The organism is Pseudomonas sp. QLc11A (assembly GCF_052112305.1).
GTDB classification, from domain to species: Bacteria; Pseudomonadota; Gammaproteobacteria; order Pseudomonadales; family Pseudomonadaceae; genus Aquipseudomonas; species Aquipseudomonas laurylsulfatiphila.
The window spans coordinates 17,583-31,090 of record NZ_JAVAJJ010000022.1 but is presented as its reverse complement, the minus strand read 5'-3'; the positions used below and the strand labels follow the sequence as shown (position 1 = coordinate 31,090).

The window sequence follows — 13,508 nt, the reverse complement described above, 5'->3', positions numbered from 1 at the left end:
TCAGGCCACCGCCCGGGACATGACGTACAGGCAATCGCGTACGGCTGTCCGGTCTTCTTCGAGGGTGCGCAGATGCACACCGGGCACATCAGGGTGCGAGTCGATACGCGCCGGCGCATGCAGGTAGACCGTCAACGGCCGCTCGCTGGTTGACGCCTGCAACTGGTTCTCACGGCCGATCAGCGCCGTCAGGGCCGCATCACTGTCGCTGCTGCCCACCGAGCGCACTGAAGCCCAGCGCCCTTCCCGGGCCAGCAGCAGTACGCTGCGTACCGGTTCGGCGACCACGAACAGGAAGTCCCCGGCATCAAGGCTTTTATCGAAATGGTTGAACGCCGCCATCAGGTACGGCTGCACCGAACGCAGGCGCAAGCCACGCGCGCTGACCAGGGCGCGCAGGCGGTCGAGCAAGTCCTGGGGCAGCGCGGTGGCGATGCGGTCATAACCGGCAGGTTCAGCCGACAGCACCAGGCTCCAGGGTTGCGTCGGTGCACCGTAGAGGTCTTCGAAACACAGTTGGGCGAAGCCAAGCAATTCGGCCGGGCTGCTGATCTGATCGCTCCAGGGCACCAGGCAAAAGCGGCTGAAGTGTCCGGAGACCACCACCGTCAGTTCCGCCCTGGCAACGGCGTGCTCGGCCAGCAAACGGTCGAGGGTGTCGAGGGCCACTGCCCAGGCCTGGAAACCTTCGTCGATGTAGCCGACGCTCCCCAGCCAGTGGGTTGCACTGCCTTGCCGATGCCCCAGGCCTACACCGCTGGCGCCGAGCACGGCGACAAATTGCTCACGAGATAAAAGTGACACGATTGATCTCCTCGAGAGTGGTCCGGCCTTGTTCCACCATCTCCAGCGCCGACTCGCGCAACAGGCGCAAGCCACGTTTGCAGGCATGGGCCTTGATTTTCGAGATGGGTTGGCGCTCGACGATCATTTGCCGCAGTTCGTCATCCAGGTGCAGCAGCTCGGCAATCGCACTGCGCCCGCGATACCCGGTGCCCCGGCAATGCCCGCAACCCTTGCCATGGACGAACCGGTAGTGAGCGACCTTTTGCGGATCGAGCCCCGAGACCTCCAGCTCTTCTTCTGTCGGGCTGTAAGGAGCGCTGCAACTGGTGCAGACCAGACGGATCAAACGCTGGGCCAGTACCGCATTGAGTGCCGAGACCAGGCTGTAGGGATCGATTTCCATCTGGGTGAATCGGCCAATCACGTCGAACACGTTGTTGGCGTGGATGGTGGTGAACACCAGGTGACCGGTGAGCGCCGATTGCACGGCGATCTGTGCGGTGTCCGGGTCGCGGATTTCACCGACCATGATCTTGTCCGGGTCATGACGCAGGATCGAGCGCAGGCCCCGGGCGAAGGTCAGGCCCTTTTTCTCGTTGACGGGGATTTGCAGTACGCCCGGCAGTTGATATTCCACCGGGTCTTCAATGGTGATGATCTTGTCCACACCGTGGTTGATCTCGGTGATCATCGCGTACAGGGTGGTGGTCTTGCCGCTACCGGTAGGCCCGGTCACCAGCACCATGCCGTAGGGTTCGGCGGCCAGCCGGCGCAACTGGCGCAGGGTATCTTCTTCAAAGCCCAGGGCCTGCAGTTGCACGCCACTGACTTTGTCGGCGAGGTCCTGTTTGTCGAGCACCCGCAGCACCGCGTCTTCGCCGAAGATGCTCGGCATGATCGACACCCGGAAGTCGATCTGCCGGCCACTGATACCGATCTTGAAACGACCGTCCTGGGGCACGCGTTTTTCGCCGATGTCCAGTTCAGCCATGACCTTGACCCGGGAAATCACTTGCTCGGCGAACTCGCTGCCCTGGATCTTGCTGATGTTGTTGAGCACACCGTCGATCCGGTACTTGATCACCAGGCCGCTGCCGGTGGTGCCCAGGTGGATGTCGCTGGCGTGCATTTTCAGCGCGTCGTACAGCGTCGAGTTGACCAGCTTGACCACCACGCTGGCGTCTTCGCTGATGCTGGTCAGGGACAGGCTTTGCAGGGTGTCGATCTCGGTTGCGCCCTCGGCATGGGCGTTGAGCGATTCCACCGCGTGGAAACTTTCTTCGTGACGCGCCAGGTAGGCCTTCAGGTCGTCGGCATGCACCAGGTACAGCGGCGCGCCATGCAGGCATTCATCGATCCAGGCCAGGCGTGCACTGTCGAAGGGGTCGGCGAACACGCCGATGACCGCATCGTCGTGACGCAGCAGGATGAATTCTCGCTTGATGCATTGGGCCAGGGTCACCCGGTCGAACACCGGGGTGGCACTGAACAGGCTGTCGGTGTCGAGCACCGGATAGTGCAGGGTTACACCCAGGCACTGGATGAAAGGCATGGGAGCCAGTTCACTCAACTCCCCGAGGGTGTCCAGCATCCGCTCGCCGGAACTGGTGGCCAGGGCGCGGGCCTGGGCCAGTTGTTCACTGGTGAAACGAGTCGGTACACCTTCCACTTGCGCCGGTTCTACGGCAAGGGATAGACGGTCCATGGCTTGCTCTCCAACGCCCGGGGCTTTGAGCCCTGTCAGCGCGGCGAGCCATTTCGGCACGGGCCGGAACGTCTTGTCGCGCCACTACTCCCCGGTGAGCAATTGTTCGTCGTCTGGCGCCATGGAAGCCGATGTATTTTTTCGGCGATCTGCAAGCACCCAACTACCGTCGTACAACTGCAGCGGGAAACTCTCGGTCCTACTCTGGCGTCGTTCGACGAATCCTTCGGAGGTGCTCACACCCGGCCTGGGCTCGCGCCGCCTGTCCAGAAGATCAAGCACTGCACGGGCCAATTCCGCCAACGGAAAGGGCTTGAACAGGATATGGCTGACTCCCAGTAGCCGGGCCCGCTCGCAAACTTCTGCGGTTGGATGCCCTGTGATCAGCACAAAATGGCACTTCCTGTTCTGGCGGACGGCATCGAGCACCTGAAAGCCTTCCATATCGGGCAAGCGGTAATCGAACACCATCACATCGGGTGCGAAATCGTCTGCTTCGGCGATTCCATGTGCACCGTCGTGAGCAATCCGGACTTCCAGCGCTTGCGCCTGCAGGTAATCCTGGAGGTTTTGTGCCAGCAGCTGTTCGTCATCAACAACCAGTACTTTGTTCAACAAGGTCGACTCCTTGAAACCGCAGGTCCGGGTTTTGAACCTGGCGGAGCGCGTGCCCTGAGAGGACTAACGCACACTTCATGCCAGACTGAGCGCCGGTAATTTCAGGCATTCATGTCCTTGAATTTAAAAACAATGCCTTTTTTGTACAGCAATCCCTTCCCCCAAAAACGGGGAAAGCGATCGGATTGGCATTGAAGTTTTTCCCCCACTGTTGGGGAACGCCCCCTAGTCATCGTCAATCCGCTCGATCCGATGGTGCGAGTGGCTGATGGCCCCCGGTGCCAGGGCAAACGCTGCAGCCTCGAACTGCGGCACCATCCGTCCACGGGGAAAGTAACCCAGGTTACCCCCTTCGCAGGCCGACGCCTCTTCGGACCCGCCACGGGCAACGTGGCCGAAATCGGCCCCGGTAACGATGGGGGCCCTGATCGAAGTTAAGCGTAGACCCGCGGCCTCGACTGTGGAAGCGTCAGCACCGGGCGCTACCTTGACCGGGGTATGTCGGGCCCGCAGGACCGGCAAAGTGTCGAGTTTCATGATCGGCCTCCGGTCAGGGCGTGGCAGCGACAGGTTTATAGGGGGCGACCAGATAGAACCGCTGGTCCGGCAGATCCACCGTGACGATATGGGCACCGCTCAAGCCCAGGCGTCGGCCTGGACCAAAGCTCATCAGGGGCGTCAGCCCGGTATCGAAGTCTTGCAGGCCTTCCAGGGCACTGACCAGCTTTTCGCGGCTGGCATCCCGCCCGGCCTGCTTCATGCCTTCGCTGAGCAGCATCATCGAACTGAACGCGCCCACTTGCAGTATCGCGTGCTGGCCACCGAGGCCCTGGTGTTCGCGCAACTGAGTCAGGGCCAGGCGCCCGGCCAGGGTCCAGTCGCTGGGCACGAACGGATAGGCCAGGAACACCCGCCGGGAAAATCCGCTGGGCACCTGGGTCAGATTGCCCGCCACCTGGTTCGAGGTGGCGAACAGGTAAGGCACCTGCCCCGCCGTTTGCAGGCGCTCGGCCAATCGGCTGAAGCCGCTGCTTGTGCCCAGGTAAAACACCGAGCGCGAGCCCAGGGGCAAGTCGTCCCCGCTCGGGTCGTAGGCCTGCAGGCGCACCTTTTGCCAGGCGCGCCCCTGCAAGTACCGGCTGAGTTCCTGTGCCGCCAGCCGTTGGCCGGATTCGTCCGGATAGGCGATCAACGTCGGCCCCTGAAGCACCCGCAGGCTGGCACTGGCGTAATCGGCCAGGGCGATCAATTGCTCGCGAAGCCCCGGTAGTGGTTCGAATATCTGCGGGCTGGCGTGGGGCGTGCCCTGCAAGGACAGCGGCCCGATCAGCGGAATGCCGGCCCGTTCCAGGTGCACGCCGAGGTCCATGTCCAATGCCGGCGCCAGCGGAGCGATCAGGGCGAACACCTGCTCTTCATCGATCAACCGGTTCAGCGCCTTTTCGGCACTGGCGCGATCGGTACCGGGGTCGAGGATGGTCAGGCGCAACTGCCGGCCGTGAATGCCCCCCGCCTCGTTGATACGCGTCACGCAGCCCTTGAGCACCGCTGCCACCGTGACGCTCTCCTCGCGCAATGGCCCGGTGCCCGGCAGCAACGTGCCCAGGTGCAGACTGTCGGGGGTCAGGCCCGGATCGCGGTCTTCGGCCAGGCGTTTGAGGTACGCCGTGAGATTGCGTTGATCGTTCATCGACAACACGAATCGTGGCATCGACGGATCGAGCCGGTTATTGCCGGGGTCGCGCCCCTCCTGCACCGCCTGCGCCAGGGTACTGTCGCTGTAGGCCGGGTAACTGCGGCCGTTGAAGTGCTGCTGGCCATGGCTGCCGGCCAGCCGCGACCAATTCAGGTCCGGTGGGCGCACCCCGCCTTCCGGGCGCCCGAGGCCGTCGTCGCCATGACATTTGGCGCACGGCAGGCTGGTGGCCGGCAGCAGCATGTTCGATGCGCCGACTCGGACCATGATCGGCTCGCCGCTGGCCGATACACCTTCACGGTACAGGCGCTTGCCGGCACTTTCGCTGAGGTTCAGCGGCAGCGCCTGGACGCTGAGCGTGAGGCCGCCGAAGAGCAGCAGGCCAAGGACGAGGGCAGTATTGATGGCCATGGCTAGCGTCCGGCCACGGGCATTGTCAGCAACTGCAGGCGCTGGGCGATGGTGGCCGCCGGGGCATCGGGACTGATTTTGCTCCAGCGCTTGTTCGCCACGTCACCGACGATCAAGTGGGTGGAGTGCTGCTCGGGGGTCGGCACGATCTGACCGATACGACCCAGTACAAGGTCCATTTGCGCCTTGTCGCCGGTAAGAAAAAACCAGTGGGGCCCATCGATGCCCTGTTTCAAGGTGTAAGCCTTGAGTACCGCCGGGGTGTCCCGCAGCGGATCACTGGTAAGGGAGATAAAGGTGATGCCGTCGGCCTTGTCGCCGAGCACTTCACGCACTTCTTTGAGCTTGCGGGTAATCAGCGGGCAAGCATCGTCGCAACGGGTGAAAACCACATTGAGCAGCACCACACGGTCCTTCAATGCGTCGCTGTAGAAGCGCAGCGTGTTGCCGTTCTGGTCCTGCAACGGCGTGTCGGTGAACCAGGTTTTCGCATCCTGGGTGCCGCTGGAAGGTTGCGCGGCGGCCACCACAGGCGCGGTCTGCTCATGCCCTTCGTGGGCAAACGCCACTGAACTGAAAATGCAGTAGCAGATGCCCAGGGTGAAGCAGTCGATGGCTCTCATGGCTGTCGCTCCATGGCAATGGCAGTGTGCTTGACGTGGGTATTGCGTTCACCACTGAGTTTCTCGACGGCCCGGGCCAGTTCCGTCGGGTCGGTGAAACCGTAATAGCGGGTCCAGAGGCGGTTGTTGCCGTCGCCCACCAGAATCAGCGGCGAGTGGTTCTGGAAGTCACCGCCGTAGGCACCCAGGCCCTTGAGGGTGGCATCGACCGACTGCGGCGAACCGGTCAGCCAGCTCCAGCCCGGCCCCTGCTGGAAGGTGCGGGCGTAGTCGTTCAGGCGTTGGGGATCGTCACGCTGCGGGTCGATGCTGATCGACACCAGTTGCACCTCGGTACCGACCCGCGCACCCAGCCGTTTCTGCACCTTGCCCATGATCGAGGACACCACCGGGCAGACCGTGGTGCAGCGGGTGTAGATGAAACCCATGACCACGATCTTGTTGCTCACCAGGTCTTTTTCCAGGCTGACGACCTTGCCGTTCTGGTCCAGCAAGGCCACGTCGGCAATCCTGATCCGGGCGGTCTCCTGGCCGGCCTTCCTGGCTGCCATGCCGTGCCCGGCGTGCTCGTCCGCCGAATGAGCCGGCATCTGGTCGATACCGAAGGCCAACAGGCAGAACGTCAGCATTGCGCGATGCGCGAATCGGTTCATGTCAGCTTCCTCTTATTGGGTATCGCCTGGTTCGCCCCGAACACCCGGCGCGTCACCGGACAAGGGTTGGCCCGAGGCTTTGTCCATCACACGAAATTGCACGTCGGCGGGGTAGGCCAGCAGGTTCTGCAGATTGATGGTCAGGCAATCGTCGGCAGCCACCCGCTGCAAATTAATCAAGGACAAAGCGCGGGATATGCCGATCATGGACTCGGACCTCGCTGCGGGTTATCGGGGAAAACTTCTCGACAAATCGTCTGGAGCAATCCGCATGCCAAAAAAAATACGTTATTAATCAGCAAGTTATAATCACGACTTGATAAGCCGGGGGATATTCCCCACCCAATCCCCAACTTTCCGACTGGGGCCACCATTCCCCACTATTGGGGAAAATCGCCCCCCGGAGGTTTCGATCACAGCGGCGCATCCGGGGACAAACCCTGCAAACGCCGATACTGCTTCAGCACGTTGGGCACATAACGCTGGGTTTCGGCGAACGGCGGGACCACGTTGCCACGGCTGAGCACCGCTTGCGGGCCGGCGTTGTAGGCCGCCACGGCGAGGCGGATATCGTTGTCGAACATCGTCATCAGACGTTTGAGATAGCGGGCGCCGCCCTGGATGTTGGCCTTGGGGTCGTAGACGTTGGTCACGCCCATTTCGCGGGCGGTGTCGGGCATCAACTGCATCAGTCCGCGAGCGCCCTTGGGTGAGGTAGCGCGGGCGTTGTAGCTCGATTCGGTCTTGATCACCGCATGCAGCAGCGCCGCCGGCAGTTCGTTGGCCCTGGCCGCCGCCGCCACCAGTTCGGCGTAGGGTTGCGCGGCGATCATCTGCGGCTGCTGGTCGAGGCTGACGACCGGCGCATCGGGTTCTCGGATCACCCGTTCATAGTGGCGTCCGGGGCGGTGGACATTGGACAGGACGTAGCTGCCATTGGCGTCCACGGAAACAAACACATCGGCCTGGGCGGCGCCGGTCAACACCAGCAGACCCAGCAACCCGGTGGTGAGTAACTTCATTGTCAGACCTCCCCTCCCGGCCCCGAAAAATGGGGGTATTGCCCCAATGGCCAGTCGTGCAACAGCCATACGCAAGCACTGTGCCGTAAGTGAGAAGGCGCATGGCACGGGGGGTGCAGGAGGATCACCGATCATGAGCATGGCAATTGCATGCAACTGCATGGCAACACTGCTGCCTACCGTGCGAGGTCATCATGAATCAGCATCTGCGTTATGCCCGGCGAACCCAAAGCGGGTTCACCCTGCTCGAACTGTTGGTGGTGCTGGTGGTGCTGGGGCTGTTGGCCGGCATCGTGGCGCCGAAGTATTTCGCCCAGTTGGGCCGTTCCGAAGTGAAAGTGGCCAAGGCACAAATAGAAGGCTTGAGCAAAGCCCTGGACATTTACCGCCTGGAGGTCGGCCATTACCCCTCGACCGAACAGGGTTTACAGGCGCTGGTCACCGCGCCCAGCGACGAACCGCGCTGGACCGGCCCGTACCTGCAGAAAAAACTCCCCCAAGACCCTTGGGGTCGCAACTACAGCTATCGCTATCCCGGTGAAAACAGCGAGTACGACCTGTTGTCCATGGGCAAGGACGGGCAACCCGGCGGCGAAGGCGAGAACGCCGAAGTCACCAACTGGAACTGACGGATATGACGACCACGCGCTTTCATCTCAAAGCCGTCGGCAAGACCGGTGTCGTCTCAATGACCGTCGATGCGCCGGGGCAAAGCGAAGCCAGGCGCATCGCCGAAGACCAGGGCTTGCGGGTTCTCAGCCTGCATGCCGAGCGACATTGGCGCGCGCTGCGCCTGCAAAGGCGCGAGACGTTCAACCTGGTGTTGTTCAGCCAGGAGCTGACCACCTTGCTCAACGCCGGCCTGCCGTTGATCGATGCGCTGGAAAGCCTGGCGGAAAAGGAAAACGCGCCACAAGCCCGCAAAACCCTGAGCGAGCTGGTGCGCCTGCTTTACGAGGGCAAATCGTTTTCCCAGGCCCTGGGCCAGTTGGCGGCCGTTTTCCCGCCTTTGTACGTGGCGCTGGTGCAGTCCAGCGAGAAGACCGGTGCCGTCGGCGATGCCCTGGGCCGATATGTCAGCTATCGACAGCGCATGGACGAGGTTCGCCAGAAGATCATCAGCGCGTCGATCTACCCCATGCTGTTGCTGGTAGTGGGCGGCGGCGTGGTGTTGTTCCTGATGGGCTACGTCGTGCCGCGTTTCAGCCTGGTGTTCGAAGGGCTGGGGTCGAACCTGCCGTGGTTGTCGCAGATCCTGATGAGCAGCGGCATGTTCCTTCACGCCCACCAGGGCGAATTCTTCGGTGGCTTGCTGGCCATCATCGTCGCCCTCGTCTTGCTCCAGCGCCAACCGGCGTTTCGGCGGGGACTGGACCGCGTGATCGAAAAACTCCCCGCGGTGCACCAGCGCATCTTCATGTATGAGCTGGCACGCTTCTACCGATCCCTGGGCATTCTGCTGCAAGGCGGCATTCCCCTCGTCACCGCCATGGGCATGGTCCGCAACCTGCTCACCGTCGCCTCCCGAGGCCGCCTGGACCAGGCCTGCGAACGGGTGCGCGAAGGGCAATCGTTGTCCACCGCTCTGGAGCTCAATCAACTGGTGACCCCCGTTTCCCTGCGCCTGCTGCGCGCTGGCGAACAGTCCGGCAACCTCGGGCAGATGATGGAGCGCAGCGCCGATTTCTACGACGAAGAAATCAGCCGCTGGATCGAATGGTTCGTACGGCTGTTCGAACCCTTGCTCATGACCTTCATCGGCCTGTTGATCGGGGTGATCGTGATCCTGATGTACATCCCGATTTTCGAACTGGCCTCGAGTATTCACTGACCTTTGGAACAGGGCTGCGCTGTCCGTTGCATTTCTTCAACCACCCAACTGAATAAATCAGCCCGCCGAGGTGTTTAACAGGCTCCCATGGGAAAAAGCAGCACGTTGCAAGGCTCATCAACGTTCCAGGCTCAAACAAGAAGACGGAGAACGACATGCACATCAGTAAGCTTTTACTGGCAGTAGCTATTGGCGCGGTTCTGTCGGCGTCTACCGTACTGATTCCGGACAGCCTGTCCGGGGTATCCAGTGCTCAGGCCAAGGATGGGGGTAGTGGTGGTGGCGGGGGTGGTGGAGGCGGTGGCGGCAATGGAGGCGGCGGTGGCGGCAGTCACGGCGGCGGCGGCAATGGAGGCGGCGGTGGCGGCAGTCACGGCGGCGGCAATGGAGGCAGCGGTGGCGGCAGTCACGGCGGAAGCGGCAGTGGCGGCAACAGCGGCAGTGGCCATAGCGGCGACCATGGCAGCAACAGCGGCCATGGCAGTGCCAACAGCGGTTCGAGCCACTCCGGAACGGCCTCGTCCTCAGGACGCAGCGGCACCCATGATGAAGCTGGAGATGACCATGGCGTCCATGCCAATGGCGAGCCCGGCGATGACCGTGGCGTCCACGCCAATGGCGAACCCGGCGATGACCGTGGCGTCCATGCCAATGGCGAGCCCGGCGATGACCGTGGCGTCCATGCCAATGGCGAACCCGGCGATGACCGTGGTGTCCATGCCGAACCCGGTGATGACAAAAGGAGCTGATTCCTGCTGATTCCCAAACAACACACCCCCCTGTGGGAGCGAGCCTGCTCGCGAAGGCGGAGTGTCAGACGACTTCAATGTTGGATGACACGACGCCATCGCGAGCAGGCTCGCTCCCACAGGTTCGTTTGAGTCAGGGACTCCGCATTTCTACAACCCACCCTCAGACTGATCCAGCGCCTCGCGCAAGAACTCAACCAGCACCTGCACCGGCCGCGAGCTCTGACGATGCTGCGGATACACCGCCGACAATGTCAGCGGCTCCGGCCGCAAATCCTCCAGTACCTCCACCAGCCGTCCATCCTTCAACGCCGAGCCGACGATGAACGCCGGCAAATACGTGATCCCCAGGCCGGCGATAGCCGCATCCCTGAGCACCTCGCCGTTATTGACCCGCATCCGCCCGGTGACGTTGACCGTCAGCGGCTTGCCCTGCCCCGCAAAACGCCATTGCACCTGTCGACCATGGCCGTACGGCAGACAGTCATGACCATGCAAATCCTCAGGTTTGAGCGGCGTGCCGCGCTCGGCCAGGTACGCCGGACTTGCGCAGTACACCCGCTGGATCGACGCGATCCGCCGGGCAATCAAGGTCGAGTCCTCGAGCGTGCCGATGCGCAACGCCAGGTCGTATCCCTCACCCAGCAAATCCACAGGCCGATCGCTCAGATCCATCTCCACCGTCACGTCGCGATAGCGCTGCAAAAACACCGGCAACAGGCAGCCCAGATGCGCCAGTGCAAACGACAGCGGAGCGCTCACACGAATGGTCCCGCGTGGCTCGGTGGTCTGGCCGGCGATGCCCTGCTCCACTTGTTCGACTTCGCTGAGCAGGCGCAAGGCTGACTCGTAATAACTTTGCCCCAGCGGCGTGACATCCAGTCGCCGGGTCGAGCGATTGAGCAGGCGCACGCCCAGGCGCTCTTCGAGTTGCATCAAGCGACGGCTGACAAACTGCTTGGACAGCCCCAGTTGATCGGCGGCAGCCGTGAAGCTTCCAGACTCCATCACCTGGCAAAAAATACGCATATCTTCGAAGGGGTTCATTGTCACTTCCTGGTTGACAGTCAAACATTTTATAGCCGCTTTTTTCCTTCCAGGCACACTATTAATCTGCTCCGCACTCAAGCGGGAGAAAGCTCCCTCGCCACAACAGCATCCTCCACCTGCGCGACCTCATTTCTACTGGAGCATTCCCATGTCCTTTCTCCTCAGTCACCTGCTCTCCCTGAGCACCCTGCTGCTGGCCATCGACGCCCTGCTCTGGCACCTCGCGCCATTCAAGCATCGCGTCAGCCGGGTCGGTGTGCGCCTGGCGCTGTTTCTGCTGTTCAGCGCGGTGCTCATCAACGCCGGCGTCAGCCCGTTGCAGGCACCTTTGTTTGCCGATGATCGCGTGGCACAACTGGGGGCCACGGCACTGGGAATTCTCTGGTGGTTGTACGCGGCGCGGGTGCTCACCGAAGTGATCGGCCTGGCCCTGATGCGGCGCATCGGCCACAGCGGCCGGCTGTTGCAGGATGTCATCGGCGCACTGGTGTTCCTGATTGCGGTGGTGGCCGCCGCCGGCTACGTGCTGGAACTGCCAGTGAAAGGCTTGCTGGCGACCTCCGGCGTCGTCGCCATCGTGGTGGGCCTGGCATTGCAGAGCACCTTGAGCGACGTCTTCTCCGGCATCGTGCTCAACACCACCAAGCCCTACCAGGTCGATGACCGGGTTTCCATCGACGGTATCGAGGGCAAGGTGCTGGACATCGACTGGCGTGCCACTCACCTGCTGACCAGCGCCGGCAGCACCGCGGTGGTGCCGAACTCGGTGGCGGCCAAGGCGAAGATCGTCAACCTCAGCCGCCCGTTCAACATGCACGGCGTGTCGATCAGCATTCAGGTGCCCAACCACATTCGCCCGCGTCGGGTACTCGATGCCCTGGACCGCACCCTTCAGGGCAGCAGCAGTCTGCTGCTCGATCCGGCGCCCAAAGCCGTGCTCAAGGAAGCCGGCGAAACCATGTCCGAATACGTGGCCAGCGGCTTCATCGCCGAATTGGGCAAAAAGGGTGAAGTGCGCAATCAACTGTTCGACCTGGCTCATCGGCACCTCGAAGCGGCAGGCATTTCCCGGCAACCCGATGGCGTGATCGAGCCGTCGACCCGCGCACGGGCCTTGCTCGATGAAGTGAAAATCTTCCGTTCCCTGAGCGCCGAGGAACGGGATCGCCTGGCCCAGAACATGGTGGCGCAGCAATACGCGGCCGGTGAGGTGGTGCTGGACCTGGAGGAAGTACCGGACAGTCTGTTCATCATCGCCACCGGCGTGGTCAGCGCCACGGTCCCCGACGGCAGCACGCAGATCGAAGCCGGGCGCATGGGGCCCAGTGAAGTCATGGGCGAACAAAGCATCCTCGCCGATACGCCGTCCCAGGCACGGTTCACCGCCATGACTTCAAGCATCATCTACCGCCTCGACAAATCCCTGACCCGCGACTGCATGGGGCAACGTCGGGAGGTCGACCGGGCGTTGAACAAGCTGCAAGCGGTGCGCCAGCAAAACAGCCGGATGGCGTTGATGGCCAAACCGGTGGCGGTCAGGAAAGGTGGTTTTTTGGGGTGGTTGCAGAGTCGCTGATCCACGGCTGACACAAAACACTGTGGGAGCGAGCTTGCTCGCGATAGCTTTCTGTCAGTCAACACATGTGTCGACTGATACGCCGCCTTCGCGAGCAAGCTCGCTCCCACAGGTGTACGTCTTACTTCGCAGTGAACTTCATGTAGCTGTTGATCAGGTTGCGGTAGTTCGGCAGGCGCTCGGACAGCAGGTTGGCCAGGCCTTCCATGTCGTTGCGCCAGTCGCCTTGCAGCTCGCAGGCCACGGAGAACCAGTTCAGCAGGTGCGCACCGGCAGCCGACATGCGTGCCCAGGCCGCTTGTTGCACGGTGGTGTTGAAGGTGCCGGAAGCGTCGGTCACCACAAACACCTCATAGCCTTCGGCAATGGCCGACAGGGTCGGGAACGCCACGCACACGTCGGTCACCACACCGGCGATGATCAGTTGCTTGCGACCGGTGGCCTTGATCGCCTTGACGAAGTCTTCGTTATCCCAGGCGTTGATCTGGCCCGGGCGGGCAATGAACGGCGCGTCCGGGAACTGCGCCTTGAGTTCCGGCACGATCGGGCCGTTCGGACCGCTGTCGAAACTGGTGGTGAGGATGGTCGGCAGGTTGAAGAACTTGGCGATGTCGCCCAGCGCCAGCACGTTGTTCTTGAACTCGTTGGGCGAGAAATCCTGCACCAGCGAGATCAGACCGGTCTGGTGGTCGACCAGCAATACCACGGCATCGTCTTTGTTCAGGCGTTTGTACGGAACGTTGCTCATTGGAAGCTCCTTGATGGATGGTTGTTGCATACCGCGCCGC

Annotated in this window: 15 protein-coding genes; 4 read left to right on the top strand and 11 right to left on the bottom strand. The window is 62.2% G+C overall.

What is annotated here, in order from left to right:
• From Q8X48_RS25870 to Q8X48_RS25830, 9 genes are all read right to left on the bottom strand, one after another.
• Complete coding sequence (locus Q8X48_RS25870; RefSeq protein ID WP_407802193.1) at positions 1 to 804, bottom strand: hypothetical protein; 804 nt, start codon at positions 802 to 804, stop codon at positions 1 to 3.
• On the bottom strand, positions 785 to 2,491 hold the full coding sequence (locus Q8X48_RS25865) for a GspE/PulE family protein (RefSeq protein ID WP_015095753.1): 1,707 nt from the start codon (positions 2,489 to 2,491) through the stop codon (positions 785 to 787). The genes Q8X48_RS25870 and Q8X48_RS25865 overlap by 20 nt, the downstream gene beginning before the upstream one ends.
• An 84-nt stretch (positions 2,492 to 2,575) precedes the next feature.
• Entirely contained in the window at positions 2,576 to 3,109 is a 534-nt protein-coding gene (locus Q8X48_RS25860) for a response regulator (RefSeq protein ID WP_041474905.1), read from the bottom strand.
• 225 nt (positions 3,110 to 3,334) lie between these two features.
• On the bottom strand, positions 3,335 to 3,646 hold the full coding sequence (locus tag Q8X48_RS25855; RefSeq protein WP_126050670.1) for a peptidylprolyl isomerase: 312 nt from the start codon (positions 3,644 to 3,646) through the stop codon (positions 3,335 to 3,337).
• 13 nt (positions 3,647 to 3,659) lie between these two features.
• Positions 3,660 to 5,210, bottom strand: coding sequence for a cytochrome c/ABC transporter substrate-binding protein (locus Q8X48_RS25850; protein WP_407802200.1), 1,551 nt, complete (start codon positions 5,208 to 5,210; stop codon positions 3,660 to 3,662).
• Positions 5,211 to 5,218: 8 nt separating this feature from the next.
• Positions 5,219 to 5,839, bottom strand: a complete 621-nt coding sequence (locus Q8X48_RS25845) for an SCO family protein (protein ID WP_407802195.1) — start codon at positions 5,837 to 5,839, stop codon at positions 5,219 to 5,221.
• Positions 5,836 to 6,492, bottom strand: a complete 657-nt coding sequence (locus Q8X48_RS25840; protein ID WP_407802197.1) for an SCO family protein — start codon at positions 6,490 to 6,492, stop codon at positions 5,836 to 5,838. Before Q8X48_RS25840 ends, Q8X48_RS25845 begins: the two co-directional genes overlap by 4 nt.
• Positions 6,493 to 6,504: 12 nt before the next feature.
• Positions 6,505 to 6,699, bottom strand: coding sequence for a hypothetical protein (locus Q8X48_RS25835; RefSeq protein ID WP_126050664.1), 195 nt, complete (start codon positions 6,697 to 6,699; stop codon positions 6,505 to 6,507).
• A 206-nt stretch (positions 6,700 to 6,905) separates the two neighbouring features.
• Complete coding sequence (locus Q8X48_RS25830; protein WP_126050662.1) at positions 6,906 to 7,514, bottom strand: lytic transglycosylase domain-containing protein; 609 nt, start codon at positions 7,512 to 7,514, stop codon at positions 6,906 to 6,908.
• A 194-nt stretch (positions 7,515 to 7,708) separates the two neighbouring features.
• On the opposite strand from Q8X48_RS25830, the gene gspG reads away from it, so the two are divergent.
• The 3 genes from gspG (at position 7,709) to Q8X48_RS25815 (ending at position 10,094) form a co-directional block, all read left to right on the top strand.
• Positions 7,709 to 8,143: a type II secretion system major pseudopilin GspG gene (gene gspG, locus Q8X48_RS25825; RefSeq protein ID WP_102675571.1), complete on the top strand. Its 435-nt coding sequence runs from the start codon at positions 7,709 to 7,711 to the stop codon at positions 8,141 to 8,143.
• A 5-nt stretch (positions 8,144 to 8,148) separates the two neighbouring features.
• Positions 8,149 to 9,345 carry a type II secretion system F family protein gene (locus Q8X48_RS25820; protein ID WP_407802198.1) on the top strand — a complete coding sequence of 399 codons (1,197 nt, stop codon included), beginning with the start codon at positions 8,149 to 8,151 and terminating at the stop codon, positions 9,343 to 9,345.
• Positions 9,346 to 9,500: 155 nt separating this feature from the next.
• Positions 9,501 to 10,094, top strand: coding sequence for a hypothetical protein (locus tag Q8X48_RS25815; protein WP_407802793.1), 594 nt, complete (start codon positions 9,501 to 9,503; stop codon positions 10,092 to 10,094).
• A 150-nt stretch (positions 10,095 to 10,244) separates the two neighbouring features.
• On the opposite strand, the gene Q8X48_RS25810 is transcribed toward Q8X48_RS25815, so the two are convergent.
• Positions 10,245 to 11,141, bottom strand: a complete 897-nt coding sequence (locus tag Q8X48_RS25810) for a LysR family transcriptional regulator (protein ID WP_126050658.1) — start codon at positions 11,139 to 11,141, stop codon at positions 10,245 to 10,247.
• A 151-nt stretch (positions 11,142 to 11,292) separates the two neighbouring features.
• On the opposite strand from Q8X48_RS25810, the gene Q8X48_RS25805 reads away from it, so the two are divergent.
• Complete coding sequence (locus Q8X48_RS25805; RefSeq protein WP_407802620.1) at positions 11,293 to 12,720, top strand: mechanosensitive ion channel domain-containing protein; 1,428 nt, start codon at positions 11,293 to 11,295, stop codon at positions 12,718 to 12,720.
• A gap of 121 nt (positions 12,721 to 12,841) precedes the next feature.
• On the opposite strand, the gene ycaC is transcribed toward Q8X48_RS25805, so the two are convergent.
• Positions 12,842 to 13,468, bottom strand: coding sequence for an isochorismate family cysteine hydrolase YcaC (gene ycaC, locus Q8X48_RS25800; RefSeq protein ID WP_407802619.1), 627 nt, complete (start codon positions 13,466 to 13,468; stop codon positions 12,842 to 12,844).
• Positions 13,469 to 13,508: the final 40 nt, after the last annotated feature.